18 protein-coding genes and 2 riboswitches are annotated in these 17,602 nt (G+C 33.5%); of the genes, 4 read left to right on the top strand and 14 right to left on the bottom strand.

Annotation, left to right across the window (positions count from 1 at the left end; all coding sequences use genetic code 11):
• Positions 1–365: 365 nt before the first annotated feature.
• The 8 genes from CLMAG_RS11930 to cobK all read right to left on the bottom strand — a co-directional run bounded on the left by CLMAG_RS11930 (position 366) and on the right by cobK (position 7,253).
• Positions 366–1,124, bottom strand: coding sequence for an energy-coupling factor ABC transporter ATP-binding protein (locus CLMAG_RS11930; protein ID WP_066622316.1), 759 nt, complete (start codon positions 1,122–1,124; stop codon positions 366–368).
• A complete protein-coding gene (gene cbiQ / locus CLMAG_RS11925) occupies positions 1,125–1,934 on the bottom strand; it encodes a cobalt ECF transporter T component CbiQ (RefSeq protein ID WP_066622315.1) in 810 nt (269 codons plus the stop codon).
• Positions 1,935–1,994: 60 nt separating this feature from the next.
• On the bottom strand, positions 1,995–3,062 hold the full coding sequence (locus CLMAG_RS11920; RefSeq protein ID WP_066622313.1) for an energy-coupling factor ABC transporter permease: 1,068 nt from the start codon (positions 3,060–3,062) through the stop codon (positions 1,995–1,997).
• A 622-nt stretch (positions 3,063–3,684) separates the two neighbouring features.
• On the bottom strand, positions 3,685–4,008 hold the full coding sequence (locus tag CLMAG_RS11915) for an energy-coupling factor ABC transporter substrate-binding protein (RefSeq protein WP_066622311.1): 324 nt from the start codon (positions 4,006–4,008) through the stop codon (positions 3,685–3,687).
• A complete protein-coding gene (locus CLMAG_RS11910; protein ID WP_066622309.1) occupies positions 4,008–4,760 on the bottom strand; it encodes an energy-coupling factor ABC transporter permease in 753 nt (250 codons plus the stop codon). Before CLMAG_RS11910 ends, CLMAG_RS11915 begins: the two co-directional genes overlap by 1 nt.
• 50 nt (positions 4,761–4,810) lie before the next feature.
• Entirely contained in the window at positions 4,811–5,665 is an 855-nt protein-coding gene (locus CLMAG_RS11905) for an energy-coupling factor ABC transporter ATP-binding protein (protein ID WP_066622307.1), read from the bottom strand.
• Between the two features lie 12 nt (positions 5,666–5,677).
• Positions 5,678–6,487 (bottom strand): cobalt ECF transporter T component CbiQ, encoded by an 810-nt coding sequence (cbiQ, locus tag CLMAG_RS11900; protein WP_066622305.1) that lies wholly within the window; start codon positions 6,485–6,487, stop codon positions 5,678–5,680.
• Complete coding sequence (gene cobK / locus CLMAG_RS11895; protein WP_066622303.1) at positions 6,474–7,253, bottom strand: precorrin-6A reductase; 780 nt, start codon at positions 7,251–7,253, stop codon at positions 6,474–6,476. Before cobK ends, cbiQ (CLMAG_RS11900) begins: the two co-directional genes overlap by 14 nt.
• A 149-nt stretch (positions 7,254–7,402) precedes the next feature.
• A riboswitch (cobalamin riboswitch) is annotated at positions 7,403–7,598 on the bottom strand.
• A gap of 142 nt (positions 7,599–7,740) precedes the next feature.
• Positions 7,741–7,920, bottom strand: a riboswitch (cobalamin riboswitch).
• A 254-nt stretch (positions 7,921–8,174) separates the two neighbouring features.
• Here cobK and CLMAG_RS11890 point away from each other — a divergent pair.
• Positions 8,175–9,404 (top strand): LysM peptidoglycan-binding domain-containing protein, encoded by a 1,230-nt coding sequence (locus CLMAG_RS11890; protein ID WP_066622301.1) that lies wholly within the window; start codon positions 8,175–8,177, stop codon positions 9,402–9,404.
• Positions 9,405–9,471: 67 nt separating this feature from the next.
• Here CLMAG_RS11890 and CLMAG_RS11885 read toward each other — a convergent pair whose 3' ends face one another.
• The 4 genes from CLMAG_RS11885 to CLMAG_RS11870 form a co-directional block, all read right to left on the bottom strand.
• Positions 9,472–9,897, bottom strand: a complete 426-nt coding sequence (locus tag CLMAG_RS11885) for a CBO0543 family protein (RefSeq protein ID WP_139264231.1) — start codon at positions 9,895–9,897, stop codon at positions 9,472–9,474.
• A gap of 92 nt (positions 9,898–9,989) precedes the next feature.
• Positions 9,990–10,457, bottom strand: coding sequence for a (2Fe-2S)-binding protein (locus tag CLMAG_RS11880; protein ID WP_066622297.1), 468 nt, complete (start codon positions 10,455–10,457; stop codon positions 9,990–9,992).
• A gap of 4 nt (positions 10,458–10,461) precedes the next feature.
• On the bottom strand, positions 10,462–11,292 hold the full coding sequence (locus CLMAG_RS11875) for an FAD binding domain-containing protein (protein WP_066622292.1): 831 nt from the start codon (positions 11,290–11,292) through the stop codon (positions 10,462–10,464).
• Entirely contained in the window at positions 11,279–13,624 is a 2,346-nt protein-coding gene (locus CLMAG_RS11870; protein WP_066622289.1) for a xanthine dehydrogenase family protein molybdopterin-binding subunit, read from the bottom strand. The genes CLMAG_RS11875 and CLMAG_RS11870 overlap by 14 nt, the downstream gene beginning before the upstream one ends.
• A gap of 211 nt (positions 13,625–13,835) precedes the next feature.
• Between CLMAG_RS11870 and CLMAG_RS11865 the strand changes: the two genes are divergently transcribed.
• Positions 13,836–14,315, top strand: a complete 480-nt coding sequence (locus CLMAG_RS11865) for a hypothetical protein (protein ID WP_066622286.1) — start codon at positions 13,836–13,838, stop codon at positions 14,313–14,315.
• A gap of 1,435 nt (positions 14,316–15,750) precedes the next feature.
• Here the strand turns inward: CLMAG_RS11865 and CLMAG_RS11860 are convergent.
• The gene (locus CLMAG_RS11860; protein ID WP_242873011.1) at positions 15,751–16,485 is read right to left on the bottom strand and encodes a ferritin-like domain-containing protein; all 735 of its coding nucleotides are present in this window, start codon (positions 16,483–16,485) and stop codon (positions 15,751–15,753) included.
• Positions 16,486–16,628: 143 nt separating this feature from the next.
• Here CLMAG_RS11860 and CLMAG_RS11855 point away from each other — a divergent pair, with 143 nt between their 5' ends.
• Positions 16,629–16,910 carry a cytochrome b5 domain-containing protein gene (locus tag CLMAG_RS11855; RefSeq protein ID WP_066622285.1) on the top strand — a complete coding sequence of 94 codons (282 nt, stop codon included), beginning with the start codon at positions 16,629–16,631 and terminating at the stop codon, positions 16,908–16,910.
• 88 nt (positions 16,911–16,998) lie between these two features.
• On the top strand, positions 16,999–17,187 hold the full coding sequence (locus tag CLMAG_RS11850; protein WP_066622281.1) for a hypothetical protein: 189 nt from the start codon (positions 16,999–17,001) through the stop codon (positions 17,185–17,187).
• 85 nt (positions 17,188–17,272) lie between these two features.
• Here the strand turns inward: CLMAG_RS11850 and CLMAG_RS11845 are convergent, their stop codons facing one another.
• Entirely contained in the window at positions 17,273–17,587 is a 315-nt protein-coding gene (locus tag CLMAG_RS11845) for a cupin domain-containing protein (protein ID WP_066622279.1), read from the bottom strand.
• Positions 17,588–17,602 lie beyond the last annotated feature (15 nt).

Below are 17,602 nucleotides of genomic sequence, written 5' to 3'. Positions count from 1 at the left end.
TCATCTTATAACTTTAAGCTCTCTATATAAAAAATAAAAATCACTTAAGTACAGGAGGGCTGCGCTTAAGTAATTTTCATTTTAGGGTTTAGGTTTTTAAATTTATCTCAAACTATAATTATATACAGCAACTTTCGTGCCAGCATCAGAAGCGTTGATATTGCATGATAAGAACGATAAACTTTATCAATTTGAAAACCGAATCAGTTTCAAAGTGATAAACACATTCTAACTCAACTCATTTTGATACAAATAATATCACTAACGATTAATCAATCAACTTCTATGTCACACCAAAAATCGAAAAAAATTACTTAAGTGAAGAATGAACTACACTTAAGTAATTTTTTAAATTTAAGGTACTATTAAACTTTTGAAGCTCCACAGACTGGACAATTCTGAAGCGAAAGAGGTATTTCCAATCCACAACTATCTAACAATTCCGCATTGGATAAAATCTCCTCTGTTATTCCATCTGCGACAATTTCACCGCCTTTAATCACAATAATCCTTTTACAGGTTTCAAGCACCATATCTAAATCGTGACTAGTGACTATCTTTGTATGTTCAAAGCTTTTTAATAAACCTATTAATCTCCGTCTTGATTTAGTATCCAAAGCAGATGTCGGTTCGTCCATTATCAACACATCCGGTTCCATTGATAAAACAGATGCAATTGCAGCAGCACGCTTTTCTCCACCGGATAGTTTAAATGGTGCTCTGTCTTTCAAGTGGGGTATTCCCACTAATTCCAAAGCCTTTGTTACTCGGCTTTCAACTTCTTTTTCATCAAGCTTGTAATTTCGCGGTCCAAAGGCTACGTCATCATAAACAGTTGTCATGAACAACTGATCATCAGTATCCTGAAAAACCATTCCTAACCTCTGACGTATTACCGGCAATGTCTTTTTTGTTACATGTACATCTCCTATGAGGACTTCTCCACGATCTGGAAAAATCACCCCCATTAACAGCATAAGCAGAGTAGACTTTCCAGCACCATTCGCACCGATAATCCCTACAGCTTCACCATGGTGGATTGTAAAAGACATATCTTTTACTGCTTCATGCCCATCTGGATAAGAAAAATGTAAATTCCTTACTTCAAGTTTATGATGACTCATTTATTTAATCACTCCTGTTAACAATGAACCTATTAGCATAGGTATATTATAAATTCTGAAAATAATAAAAACAAAACTCCATACTGCCAAATAGGCAAAATCTTTACCTCTTACTTTTGCAACATTTCCCGTATTATACTCACCTGTAAAACCTCTCAGGTTCATTGCTTGATACACTCGCTGCGCTCTGTCAAATGTCCTTAGCAGCAACTGTCCTGCAAAAGGTCCCCAAACTCTCCAGTGTACTCCCTTTTGTCCTGGTGCCCTTAGCAAGTAAGATCTTTGCATCCTAGCAACCTCTTCCATAAGCACGGCGATATAACGGTACGTTAACAATAATTGTAAAACAAAAATTTTAGGTACTTTTAACATACGCAGTGCTGCACCTAGCCTATCCATTCCTGTGGTTGCAATTAGTAAAATACTCACTGTCACCGTTAAGCCGCATTTTATAAAAATAGATAAAAATGTAACCCATCCTCTTGAAATAACAATTCCACCAAGAACCATTGTATGATGATCAAACAATGGATTTAATATCCCAATTCCAATAATAAGAGGTTCAACTATCAATATTCTTTTGAGAATTGGAGCTACTGGCAGTTCTGCTAAGGCAAAAATAAGCACAGGATAAAAAACAAAAGGCAAAAGACTGCCAATTTCATATTTTCCAAATGATATAACTACAATTAAATATACGATTGTAGTTAGTAGTTTTACAAGAGGATGAATACTATGTATTGAGGTTTCTTTCTGTGCCAGGTCATCTAGAAGCCTCATATTAAATATGGAATTTATTACGTTTGTCATGTAAAATCAAATCCTTATAATAAAATTTAGGGCAGGGTTTTCTGCCCCACCCTGAATTACTTAAGTTGTAATTTTATTTGTAACTTTTCTTTTCTTCTTTTTAGCTGCACTGATAGCAAATCCTGTGACTGCTGCCAATGCAAGTGTCATTGCTCCCCCTACTATACCTGAAACGCTTGTCCCTGCACTAACCGCAGGCCATGCAGCTTCAGCTTCTGCAGCTGGTTGTTCTTTATTTTCACTTTCATTTACCTTAAAGCTGTAATCAGGTAAAAATACTGTCTTACTCTGTATTTGGGCTAATGTTTTATGAATTCCATCTGAAGCTTCCAATTCTGTTGTCCCTGCAGTTCTTTCCATAGACCACTCTAAACCATCAGGATTTGCAGAGGCAAACCATGAAAGACCACCACCGACTACAGCTACTGCAATTAAAAGACTTGTCATTACTTTCCTGATGGATATACTTCCAAGAGCTTCTCCTATAGCTGCCTTTTCTATAATTTCTGGTCTGGTTCTCCATATAAAAGCAACAATTGCTGTTACTACAAAGCCTTCAACCACTCCTATTGCTAAGTGTATTGGCTGCATCAGTAATACAAAGGTTTCAAAAGGCAGTTCAGTCTTTCCTGATAAAAGAGTCTCTAGAACAACGCTAAAAGCTCCCATCTGAAGACCAATAACTGCTGAAATCATTGAACCTCCAAGAATACTCTTGGAATTAATGCCTTTGCGTGTAAACCATTTATAAATTAAAGGGTATGCTACAAAACAAGTATAAAAGCCCATATTGAATACGTTACAGCCATAAGCAAGCAAACCTCCATCTCCAAAGAACAATGCCTGAATCAACAATATAGAAGCCATTGTTAAGAATCCTGCATAAGGACCTAGTAATATCGCAAGAAGCATTCCTCCGCCAAGGTGTCCACTGGAGCCTGTACCTGGTATTGTAAAATTAATCATCTGTGCTGTAAAAACAAATGCTCCCATTACCCCCATTAGCGGAATTTTCTTTTCATCCATATCATCCTGAATTTTTTTAATTGAATAAGCTGCAACTCCAGCAGTAGCAGCCAGCATAGTTCCACCCACTACCGGTGAAATCAAAGCGTCAGCCATATGCATAATATCGTCTCCTTTACAAAATAAAATAACTAAAAACATTAAGTTGTTATATTTATAATTTACATTAAATTATTGTGAAGAATAAACACTACAATATATTCTATGTAAATTCTTTAATGCACCCCCCATCAAACTTTTTATTGTTTTTTCTACAACATCGTCCATTATTTTTTTATTAGCCTTCTAGTGTTGTTAAATGCATTATTTATTTCCACATTACTACACTCATATCTATAATATAGCAATTATCATGCCAATTAATAACATTGAAAAAAATGCTGCTAATAATCAATTTAGTTTCAAAATGAAAATACTTTCATCTCATTTTGATAAATTATTTTCTTTATTTATCATTTTGATACAATTGTTTCTTGTTTTATATTTTTAGTATCTTTATGAAACTTTTCTTTTTCTATATACATATTTTCATCTTATATTTTTAAAATTTTGAAGGACGCCTTTTTCAATATTTATAAAAATAATTTCTACGACATAAGAGATATTATTAATTAGCAATATTGAGGAGTACGCAAAAAGAGAACCATTGGAGGTTCCCTAAAAAACGAAACATTTATGTTTATTAATTTAACAAACACTTATAGTTTTATAAATATGAAAAACATTACGCAATTTTATTCTGCTGATTTTCTTTCTTGTTTCTTTCTACAAATCTTCCCATGAAGAATGCTAGTACACCTACTCCAATACCTGTTTGTACACAGAAGATCAACGTCTCGATTTCCCCTGGTAATTCTCCACCAATCCATTTTTCCATAATAGGTGTGGCCCAAGGCTGATAATCAGTACCTGTTATCTCGGCAACTACTTTACTTCCTGCATCATCGGATCCGCCAAATTCAGCACCCTTTAATGTGAATATTGGAATAATAGCAATTAATGCAGCAATGATTAATAAAGTAGTAACTTTCTTTTTTGTCTTTGTCATTAATTTTCACCTCTCTTTAAAAATCCAATACCAGCTAATTCGGATTTCGCATAAGTTTCAAGACCTATAACGATAACAACAGTTAAAATACCTTCTATAATTGCAAGTGGAAGCTGTGTAGGTGCAAATACTGCAAGGAACTTAGCTGCAGATGCTGCAACACCACCATTTGCAGAGGGATATGCAAGTGCAAGCTGAATACTAGTTACACAATAGGTAAATAAGTCACCAATTGCTGCTGCTAAAAAAACACCTACACTTCTATTTACATTCATCTTCTGGCATAATTTATAGATTCCATAAGAAACTATAGGACCTGCAATAGACATAGAAAAGGTATTAGCACCAAGAGATGTCAATCCGCCATGAGCAAGAAGAATTGCCTGAAAAATCAGCACAATGATACCTAAAATACTAACTGCGGCTGGTCCAAATAAAATTGCACCAAGTCCAGTACCAGTCATATGGGAACAACTTCCTGTTACTGATGGGATTTTTAAAGATGAAAGTACAAAAACGAATGCTCCTGTCATAGCAAGAATGGTGATGGCTTTACGGTTCTCTTCCAGTGTTTTCTTAATTGATAAATAACCAGCCACTAAGAATGGTAGGCAGATAACTCCCCACATAATACAGAATTTTGGTGGAAGATATCCTTCCATGATGTGCATTGCATTTACTACCGGGGTTACTCCGAAAGCTAATGCAAAAGCTGCCGCCATTGCAACAATTTTCTTTTCCTTTTGATTCATTTTATTTTCCTCCTTATGTAATATTATTACTAATTTTTATTTATATTAATTTAAGCTAAAGCACCTAGAAAAACCTCTTGTTTTTCAAGCAACTCCTTCAACTCCTCAGCGCTTCTTGGATAAGTCTTTGTATCTTGCAAAAGATGCTTTTCTACAAGAGATTCGTAGACCTGAAGCATAGTCGGCTGTTTCAAATTTGCCTGTTTTAAAATCTCACTGTTCTTAAAAATTTCCAGTGGTGTTCCATCTGCAATAATTTTACCCTGACAGAATACAATGGCTCTTTCAGCCCATCTATATACAAAATCCACATCATGGGTAGAAATAAGCATTGTCTTGCCCTCTGAACTTAGCTTATCCAAAACTTCTTCTAACATCTGTGCATTTAAAGGATCCAGTGCTGCTGTCGGTTCATCAAAGACAACGATTTCTGACTTCATAGCAATGATATCCGCAATACTGACACGTTTCTTTTCACCGCCGCTCAAATAGTGGGGCGGACGATCCTTGAAATCGGATATATTCATGTATGCCAGTGCCTCCTCAACCCTTTCCTTTACTTCCTCTTTTGGAAGTTTTAAATTCATCGGTCCAAATGCAACCTCTGCCATAACTGTGGATGCGATAATTTGATTATCCGCATCTTGAAATACAATTCCAATATTTTTTCTAAGTTCTTTTAAATTCTTTTTATTAATGACTGTATCACGGTAAATGATTTTTCCCTGTTCCGGTGTAAATACCCCATTGATATTCAAGAAAAACGTGGACTTTCCAGATCCATTGGAACCAATAACAGCGATTTTCTCCCCTTCATAGATATCCACACTTACTCCCTTCAATGCAGGATTTCCATTTCCATATACATAGTACAAATCTTCAACCTTTAATATTGGTTTTCTCATAATATCTCCTTTCTATCTTGTAAAGCTCCAGAGCAGAATCAAGAAAATTATGAATGCTGCTGCTGTCACGATTTGTATTTTTTCTATCTTTTTATCTTCCTCCCAAAATATAAGATCTCCATCATAGCACCTGGCTTCCATAGCATCATAATAAGAGTTTGCCTTTTTCAATGAAACAACCAACATGTTACTTGCAATACTTCCAAAGGTATAGCATGAAGTTTTTAAATCACAGTAGCCCTGACGGGATTCTGCGGAGTTTTTCATTTTAGTATAGACATCCATTAGAATAAAAATATAACGGTAAATCATATTCATAAGTTCTATAATAAGCTTTGGCACATGTGCTTTTCGAAGTACACAGATAATCTCAGAAGATGGAGTGGATAGTATCATCATCTGTAGAGCACTGATAGCTGCAAAAACCTTCAAAATTAAAAAGATTGCTTCCTTAATCTTTTCCCCTGAAGTAAACACATAGCAGAAACCAAGGTACAGGTTATACTGTCCTATAGGCTCCCTTGAAAAATCAATAGCAATGGTAAAAGTACCAAGGAGTATAAAGGCAATTGGAATCATTAGTATTGACAGGTATTCATGTATTGGAAGCCCTCCTTTTACAATGGTCAGATATGCCATTGCAATAATGACTACAATAGATACATATGGGTTGTTCAATACAATGCAAAGCATCAGTATTAAAACAGAAAGAGATACTTTAAAAGTAGGATTCCAATGTCTTATTTTAGAAGTATAAGCATAAAAATCAATTGAAAACCCTTCGCCGTGTCTATGTCCGATTCTATGTTTATGATGATCCATAGATACTTATCTCCTTTACAAAATCAATTATTTCTTCAATTGAAGTCGTTTTGTTTTCATAATTTTCATCAGACCTTTCAATCATAATTATTTTAATTCCTAATTTTCTGGCTGCATTTATTTTTTCTATAACGCCTCCGGTATTACCACTATCTTTTGTCACTAAAACAGAAGCATTACAATATTTAAATATCTCCACATTTAACTCTTCATTGAAGGGGCCTTTCATTGCTATTATGTTTCTCGAATTGAATCCCAGCTTTTCACACTTCTGTAAAACCATCGAATCTGGAAGCACTCTAAGGTATACTCTGTTTCGATAGTCAGGTATCTTAGTGAAGGTTTCAATTTTTTTACTTCCCACTGTTAGTATGATATTACCTTCATATTCCTGAATGCATTTAAATGCTTCTTCATAATTTTTTACCCTTACAATATCAGGGCCCTCATACGTTACTTTTTCTCTTAAAAACCTAATATAGGGTATTTCAATCGATTTACAAGCACTTATTACATTTCGAGATATGTCTACCGCAAAAGGATTAGACGCATCAATAATACATTTTGGCTGTACTTTATCTATAATATCAACGATGCTGACCTTATTAATCTTTCCCTGATAAATATCAATACTATCATCGTGATCTATAAGCTCACTACCTAACTTTGTGGTGACCATTACGGTAACCTTTTCATCCATTTTATAAAGCTTGTCTATTATTTGTTTAGCATCCATTGTTCCCGCAATAACTAATACATTTGACATTACTTACCTCCAAGAATATTAAAAATATTATATAAATGAATATAAAAATAAATCACATGAATTTAAAAAAACTCATTATCTCTAAAAAGATAATGAGTTAATACTAAAAATAGGCGCACTGTATTAAACCTCCTCTATCTCTCGTAGAGTAACTGGTATTAAAACAGGCAGGTCTTCTGACTCAAGCATCATAATCACCTCTTGCCTTCCCGATTATTCAGTGGCATTCTCAGAGGGACTCCTCTCTTACAGCGGCGGGACCGTGTGGGATTTTCACCCATCTTTCCTTTTCACCGGTTTATAATACCTTTGATTACAACCGACACCTATCTGAACTATTAAATTTTTTATAACTATACAAATAAAAACCTGCAGCAACTGCAGGTTAAGATAGTACATAATGAGCTTACACAAAGTTAACTAGTACAATTTATACAAAATTGACTTTTATGTAAACATATATAACCACTCACTTCCCACCGAAGTTGTTGTTAATTATTTTAAGGCAGGTCTCCTGACTAATAGATTAACTTACTCTCTAAACTTCCCAGCAATACGCCAGTGTTCACTAGATTTCATCCCTACTCACAGTAGCGGTGGCTGTAAAGGTTTTAAACCTTTTTCCCTATTCTCTTCATTTAGAAGCACCTTAAAACATTGATATTAAATTAACGTTTTTTGTTATACTTACATTCTATATACTAAATGTATATTTGTCAATATTCTTCTTGGATATTTTCCGAAACTATTACATTATTTTACATCAAGATTTGATTAGTAAAAGGAACCCCCTTATATTTTAGAATTTAAATATACATCCTTTTATTTACAACAGATCCATGAAAACACTAACAATATCTTTTAAAATTATTCGATAATTAAAGAGTAACATTACAACTTTTAAAAGAAAGGTCGATGTAAATGAAAAACATAACCAAAATTCTATTATCAGCTATGATTGTTCCTATGCTGCTTATGCCAACAAAGGTATTTGCCTTAGATAGCTCAATGTATACAGTTCAGAAGGGGGATAGTCTATGGAATATATCTTCAAAATTAGGAGTATCCATAGATTATTTAAAAACCGTAAACGATTTAAATAAAGACACTCTTATGCAAGGTCAAGTTTTAAAGCTAATACCAGATAAGCATAACTATACTGTAAAGAGCGGTGATAGCTTATGGAAAGTAGCTACTAACAATAGCACAACAATTAGCTACCTTAAAACATTAAATAATTTAAATACAGAGAATTTATATGTTGGACAGGTGATTAAATTATTGCCTGACACAATAACACATACTGTACAACAGGGCGATACACTGTATCTACTAGCTAGAAACTATGGAACTACAGTTGATGATATTAAATATGTTAATCATTTAGCATCATCCAACTTAATATTAAACCAAAAGTTACTAATACCATATAAGTCTCAACAGATAAAAGAGAATATTTCAGCAGCAGTATCTAATCCTGCGACAGCTACAGCTTCAGGTTCGGTGATTGTCTCTACACCACAACCAGTAAAAGCTTTTCCTTCAGTAACCTATATTGTACAAGCAGGTGACACCGCAGAATCAATAGCCAAAAAATTTAATGTATCTGCTTCTGATATTTTAAAATATAACTATATGACTAATAATGATTGGTTTAGCGAAGGCCAAAAGATTGCTATAAACGGCTATGCTCCAAGGGATTACGCTGTAACTCCTGGAATGGATAAAGCTCCTACTCAATATGGTCATTTAGTAGATTGGTTCAAAGATGGACAATATTTATTAAAAAGAAATGATGTTTTTACAATTGTTGATTTTGCAACAAGAAAACAGTTTACAGTGAAGGTACTAGGCGGATATAATCATTGTGATATAGAACCTCTTACAACTTCTGATACTTCTGTTATGAAAAGCATATTCGGCAGCTGGAATTGGACACCAAGACCAGTAATAATATTTAAAGACGGTATGAATATAGCAGGTTCCCTGTCAGGAATGCCTCACAGCTTTGATAGCACTCCTAATAATAGTGTTGTAGGGCACTTTGATTTATATTTGAAAAACAGTATACCTCATGATACTAGTACATCACAAGCTTATGTTCAGCAGCACTATAACAATATTCTTATATCTTCTGGACAAAATAAATAAGCAGATTTATATCTGTCCGAGTGTCGACTTTGTCGACACTTTGTTATTATAATAGAATTTTTGAAAATCAGCATAACTTTTTTAACTTTATGTAATATACCGCAAATAATGGATATGCTAGGCTATAGAAATAAATAGATTGTGGAATTATCCTCCAACCAGTATAAACAATAATACCTGCAGGTTTTACAACTAATAGTTCAAACAAAGTCATAAAACATATCCAAAATATATTGTATATAATCATATATCTTACTGTCCTTTTTATAAATAGAAATCGTATAAATAATATTGCAAGTGCAGGATATACAACTATATCATAAAATATAAAATATACATGAGTAGCCTCTTTAGAAACATAATAATAAAGATGAAGCTGACTTACCAATAATGAATGTACTATACCTACTAATGCCATTAGAGTCAATACTACTATAAAATCTGGGACTCCTAACTTTTTATTAAAAATAAACACTATATCAACTATCAGCATAATAATAAACAAAACCCAAAATGAAACAACTCCCATAACAAACTTCCTTTTTTCATTATTCTTTTCACTAAGAAACTTTTTAGTTTTATATTTTAATTACCTGATAAAACTGACTTAATTGCATCTTTTATTTCCTCATATCCTGTACATCGGCAAATGTTAGACTGCAGCCATTGTTCTATTACATGATCATTTGCATCAGGATGAATATTCGCTAAAGCATGACAAACCATCAAAAATCCCGAAGTACAGTATCCGCATTGAAAGCTCCAATTATCCACAAAAGCCTTTTGTATTGGCGCATTTTGCAAGCCTTCAACAGTAACTATTTTCTTCCCTATTGCTTCAACGGTTAGCATTAAGCAAGATTTTACTGGCCATCCATCTATAAGAATGGTACATGACCCACAGTCTCCATTTTCACAACCTGGTTTAGCTCCTGTAAGTCCTAGTTCATTTCGAAGGGTATTCAATAAAATGTCTGATGGTTTTACCACAACTTCTCTATTTTCTCCATTAACATCTAAGGTTATTATTGTTTTTCCAGAGATCTTGAGCATTTACCTACCCCTCCAATTTCTCTAAAACTTCTGCAAGCATTTTTTGCAGTACAAATTTTCTATAGTCAGCTGATCCAGCTAAATCGCTTAATATTAAGCCTGGTATGTTATTTATTATATTGTTAATTTTTATATTATTTTGCAAGCTGCTATCATTTAAATAATCTTCAATTAAAGAAGACCTAAAAGGATAGCTGCAAACTCCACTAAAAGCTATATTTATTCTATCATTACACCTAAGTGCCGCAAGAGTAATTAAGGGATAATCTATCTTATCACTTTTAGTCCTTTTTACATGTAAATATGGTAAAGATAGAAAGGGACTGTCTACTGTTACATTTACTATAAATTCTCCATCGCTAAGCTTTATTCTTTCATTGAATATATCCTTCAATAAAACTTGTTTTCTCCCCTTTGAACTTGCTATAACCACTTCACTGTTTGATATTAGAAGAGGCAGCACAGCTTCCCGATATATAATTGTTCCGCAAAGGTTTCCTCCAAGCGTGATTTTATCTTGTATAGTATGATCTGCAATTCTCTGTACTGTTAAGCCAAGTAAAGGAAATAAATTTTCTTCAGCGATTTGTGTAAGTGTAACAGCAGAACCGATGATGAGTTTGTTATCTCTCAGTTCCTGAGCATTACATTCAGGAATTCCCTTTATATCAATTACCGCTTCAGTATATACATTATAAGCTCTTGCCATACTTATGATCTCAGTTCCACCGCCGTAATACAGAGGCTTTCTCCCTTTGTTATTTAAATCAAAATATAGCTGGGCAGCCTCTTCAACATTTTCAGGTTTATAGTATTCAAAATCAAAGGGTATCATATTTTCCTCCAGTCTTAGCCTTCCAAATTACCTCAGGTGTAATAGGAAGCTTATCAAATTCACAATCCGCGGCATGGGATATAGCATTTGCAAAGGCAGCAGGAATAGCTATTATGCCGTGTTCTGCAAGAGCCCGTGCCCCAAAGGGTGCATCAATCTGAGGCGTTTCAATAAATTCAACTACATATTCTGGATTCTCTCCAAATCTCATGGGTTTGTAGGTTCGCAGTGTAGTAGATTGCAGCCTAGCATCATTATCGTATTCAAGAGCTTCTCTTGTAGCTATTCCAAAACCCATATTTATTCCTCCCATTACCAAGCCTCTCGAAGTCTTTGGATTAATTACTTTACCTGCATCTATAACAGTAACAGCTTTTAAAAACCTATATGTAAAATTTGCTGGGTCGTATTCAATTTCAACTCCTTGAGCGCCTACAGTCCATGCTGGCCCTGGTTTGCCTTTTCCCGTTGCTTCATCAATATCTGTAATATGACTCATTATGAAGCTTCCGCGACCAAGTATTGGTCCTTCAACTGCAAGACCATTTGGCTCTTTATGACCTCTAACTAAATCCTTAAATGAAACATATATTTCTGGATCTTGTTTTAAGTAAACTTTTTCTTCTGCAATTTCTAATTCTTCTGGTGGAGATTTCATCATATCAGCAGCTGAACTTTTAATCTGCTTTATAAGATCCTCGGAAGCTCTAAGAATTGCTCTTCCAGCCATAAAGGTAGTCATGCTTGCAACGGTTTTCCAGTGTTCCGGTGAAACCTGCGTGTCAACTCCCATTAATACATGAATTCTGCCTACATCCATTTTTAATTTTTCAGCAAGTATCTGAGCTAAAGTGGTTTTTGTACTCGGTCCAATTTCAACTGCACCAGAATTGATGTTTATGCTTCCATCTGAATTAAAAGTAAGAAAAACTCCTGAAACAGCATCAGTAGGTGAATCAGAGGTTTTCCAAAGGCATCCTATTCCTTTTGCCCTTATCATACCTTCCTCTGTTTTTATTACTTGACCTTCATCCCATTTTATTAGTTCTTTTAACTTGGAGAGACAACCTGGTAGTTTTCCTATATTGCTAATAGTTGTTTTTACTTGTGTTGGCGTATACTGACCAGGTTTTATAGCATTTTTAATTCTTAATTCCAAGACATCAATACCAAGCTTTGCTGCCAATTTATCCATCATTCTCTCCATACAGAAGGTATATTCAGTATGACCAAATCCACGATAGGAAGTAACATAAGTATGATTAGTGTAAACGCTTATTGAGTCACACCATATATTTTCAATATTATATGGTCCCGAGCAATCTACTGCTATAGCCTTAGCCATACGCGGACCAGTATCTGCATAAGCCCCATTGTCAACCATATATCTAGCTTCAAGAACCTTAATAATTCCATCCTTGGTGGCACCAATTTTTAAATTTGCTTCAACCCCAATTCTGCACGGTGAGGTTTTAATATCCTCTTCTCTTGAGTTGGCTATTCTGACCAATCTACCATTAACAGCCTTCGAAGCAAGGTATGCGATAAATTCCAGCTGCACAGCTGCCTTTCCGCCAAATCCTCCTCCTACAAAAGGTGATCTAACAATTATATTTCCTTCTGGTATATTATAAACCTTACTTAGACGCCTTTTAACAGAATAGGGAGCTTGCGAAGAAGTATAAATTATTACCCTGCCGTCAGGCATAATTTGAGCTCTTACATTTCGAGTTTCCATAGCAATATGATCTGACTGCGGAAGTGAAAAACTTCCTGATACTATAACTTCGCTTTCTGCCCACCCCTTTACCACATCACCTTTTCTTATTTGAATTCGGTCTGAAATATTGGTATTTTCTTCAGGATACACATCATGTACTGTATGTTCGTACTGTCTCAAATTCTCATGTACAAGAACTGCATTTTGTTTCAAAGCATCAGCTATTGAGTTAACAACGGATAGAGGCTCATACTCTATTTTTATTAGCTTTAAAGCCTTCATTGCTTCCTGCTCGCTATTTGCGACAACCACTGCAACAGGTTCACCATAGTAACGAACTTTATCCCTTGCTATTGGAGATCTATCCTGTATTACTGATCCAGAGAGTGTAGGAAAATAATCTCCTATTATTACCGCTTGAACACCTAGTGATTTCTCAGCTTCAGACACATCAATGGATTTAATCCTTGCATGTGCGTAACGGCTTGTGAGCATTTTAGCGTGTAAAGTACCTGGAAGAAGGGTATCATCAGTATATTTTGCTGCTCCTGTAACCTTGTCAAAAGCTTCTTTTCTTGGTATACTTACGCCAATTCCATTTATATTGCTCAAGTACTCTACCTCCTTCTAGGAAAATATATCCACAAAATATTCCCCGTAATTTCAAAGATAAATTTATTTTTTCCTACTCTTTCTAGACTATTCAGTGTTTATACTAAAAACTTATACAAAGAATCTCCAAAGGACTTCTTATTTTTCATAGTAACTATATTTCCGCATTTTGCATAGAATATAATGCAATCAAAAAAACAGGAGTGTTTACATGTACTATTGCGACTACTTTAGATCTGAAGATCTTCAAGGATTTGATAACTTAAACAGCATGTATGAGACTAAACCAATAGACTTTCCATTCTGTTGTCCATATTATCGGCAATTTTTCTTCACCTCATCTATGGACTTTATGAATAGACAGCCAGGCGGAGGTCCACCTTTTAGTCCACCACCTGGACAACAATCAAGTGAGCAATCTATTCCACCTGCTGGACCACCACCATCTATTACTCCATCTAAACAAAGTCCTATGGTACATTCTGCCCATGATGTATATGCAGTAGATCCTAATTCTTTAAAACCATGCCTCTTAAGATATGTTTATATCTGGCCAAGAAGAGGAAACCCATTCTGGGCTTGGCTGACTTATATTGGAATGAGATCTGCTTCCGGTTTTCGATGGACAGGACGTAACTGGGTATACTTTGGAATTGACTTAACAGAAATAGATAGTTTTATATGCTATTAATGAAGTAAAACTTCAATTGGAGTCTAACAATTTACTGGTATCTGATTTATAGTTAAACAGGTTTAAAACTTAGCAGTAGATAGTTATCAAGTAAAATATAATTTTAAAAACAATAAGCACTAGTACATCTACCAGTGCTTATAAAACAAGGGATATTGTTAGAAAATCATTTCTAATTCTATTATATTCTTAACTTCTTTTAAGGTTACTGCAATATCTTTAGAATTTATCTGTAACCTTTCTTATAATGATATACTCTATCCCCTCCAAGAAAAAAGCCCCTACTATGGTTGTAAGAGCTTTTTTCTTAAAGAGGAGAACTTTAACTTTCATCTTTATTTTAAACTACATTTGTAGTATAGCAAAATTGCCAAATTTTTATGTATCTATCAAAAAAATTAATTATTTTATCTTCTAAATCTTACACATTACTTTCTTTCCTTAAATATAATAAGAGAAGATAGCATTATAGTTAGCCTCACTCTTCTATATAATAATAACTGTACAAATTTCCTTACACTACCAAGGGCAGTTTCATCTTCAATCTGCTCTTGGCTTTTCTATAGCCCTCACTATTTCTCACTTAGTGTATCACACTAATTCAAGAAGTATCCCACTTGTTTATATAGAGAAGTTTCTTCATAATTTGTACATCCTTTAGACTATCATTGATATTTATGAAACACTTTTTAAAACAAAATAAACATCAGTTTCTACCAATGCTTATTTTCTATATATAATTAAGAGGGGAACTTAATTATATTTTTAATTCTATTTTCCTCTAAGGTTTAATTCCTTAGGACAATTATTATTATAAATAGCAATTGTTACAACATTATTACATAACTGTTAAACTATTATTGCATCTTTATTAATAACTTGTAAAATAATAAACACTAGTATTTCTATTCTTGCTAATGGCGTATTTCTATATTACTATTTTAATTGTATTATTTCGTAACTCTTAGCTTTGTAAGAATCCGTAAGCTTTTTTCACTTTATAAATATGTATATGCAAATTAAGAAGATTTTACACTATTTCTCCTTAAGCCCTTTGTAGCAAAAGATAAACATGACTATAAGAAATACACCTATAGTTATTCCAGTAAAAATTCTATATGTAGTCCACATTAATTCTCTAATCCTTTTTTACTTATTATAACCAATGTAGCTGCAGCATAATCGTATTATTCTGTATTCTAACTGCTGTTGCTTTCAAGAAAAAAGCTAAGGTATTTAACTCTAGTTAATAAATAATATAATATTGAGTTGTACCAGTAAAAGGCTAATATATACAAAGGTTATGTCATAATTTAGGAATAATCCTATAGAATAGCCTAAATCTCTACAGGACAATAGTCACCAGTACAACTCGTTTGTAATTCTATTATATTCTTAACTTCTTATAGCATTAATGTAAGTAAACACATTATCTTTAAAATCTATTCTTTTTACTAGCTTCTAGAATCTTAGATTCTCCTGTCTTTTCCCATTTTTCAACCTCATCTATAGCATCCATTGGTTTTTTACCCAATCCAACTAATACACCTGATAAAATAAATTCTTGAAGCAAATGTTCTAAATTAATACCTGCTTTTGATTCGGCTAAAGCACGATTTACTAAAGGAGTAATATATTTTACTAATTCATCAGGAGAATATTTACTTAAATCAGGTTGTAATGCAGCTGTTTGTCTTACCATATTCATAGTCATAATATTCATAGTCATAGCATTGTTAGTATATAAATAATTATATTTGGAAGCATGTTTTAATTCATCTGTTATTATCTCAAATAATACATCTCTATATGGTCCCATTGGAAGTCCTTTTCTTATTTCCCTGTATTTTTCTACTGCTTTTAATTCTCCAAATAAAGCTCTTTTTATACCATCTAAGTATGAGCTTGGCTTTTGAAATGTCTCCTCTCCCCCAGATGGAATATCCATACCAGTAAATGCTTTGTATATCCTTCTAAACATTACATTGTGCTTACGTTCATCATCCCTAATACTTGCTATAATATCCTTCTCTTCTTTAGATGGTGCTACACTAATTAAGTAATCATAAAATAATTCATCTTCTCTTTCTCCAGACACTGCTTCTTTAACTAAATTTAAGGAGTTTTGCAAGGCATTGTTATACATCATTGAATAATTTATATATGGCACAGTATCATTTCCTCCTATTAAATTTGTCACTCGATACTATACTATTCATAAATGATTAAAGAGTTACTTCCTTATTTATTCACAATAATAACGTTGAAGTAATACTATATAAATACGATTAAAATTTTTAAGGAGTAAGCATAATGTGTATGGTATATTGTCCTTTTATATGTGCTAATTGTATTTATAGACAGCAAAAAGAATTTACCTTACAAGAACTTGCCAATTATACTGGAGTTAATGGAAAACCTGCTTATGTAGCCATTGATGGTATTGTGTATGATGTAAGTTCAAACCCTATGTGGCTAGGCGGGACACATTACGGACTTAGTGCTGGAAAAGATTTAACTGAACAATTTAAAACCTGCCATGACAAAAAATCTATTTTAGATAGTCTCCCTAAAGTTGGTATTTTAAAATCATAGTATTAAAATCTATATGCATCTTTAAGCATCTAATAGGGTAAATTATATGTAAAATTTAAATACAACAACTTTATGTGAGGTATTACTTATGGTGGATAAAGAGACAGAGTTAAATAGAGAGTTGGGGAAACCCATAAGACAACCTAATGAGCAGCAAGCCGAAATAGCTAAGCAGATAAATAACATGTTAGCTTATGGTTCTGTTAATTTAGGATTAAACAATGTAAATGAAGAAAATTATTCAGAAGAAAGACTAAAAGAAGATTTAAAAAAGTAGATTGAAATATTAAAAAATATCCTCCTTAATTCAATACTAAGTTAAAGAGGATATTTTTTAATATTTCAACCTTTTGAATACATATTTATTTAACTGGAGCTGGTGCTTTTACAACAATTAATTCTAAAATTTCATCATGCTTATTACCAACATTCATCTTAGTTTTAAATGGAATTTTTAATACACTTCCCTGTTTATACTCATGAATTTCCTGCTCATCTAATCCTATAGATAATGTTCCCCTAATTACAGTCATATACACGTTAGAATTTGAAAGATGCTCTGGAAGACCTTCCCCTTTATTAAAAATCATGTGTATAAAATTCACATTTTCATCTGAAATCAACATCTCAACTATTTTAGTATTACCATATGTCATATTATAAACTTTTTCAACCATTTTTTAATCTCCTTA

The sequence above is a fragment of the Clostridium magnum DSM 2767 genome (assembly GCF_001623875.1).
Lineage (GTDB): Bacteria > Bacillota > Clostridia > Clostridiales > Clostridiaceae > Clostridium_AM > Clostridium_AM magnum.
This window is presented reverse-complemented; position numbering and strand designations above follow the sequence as displayed.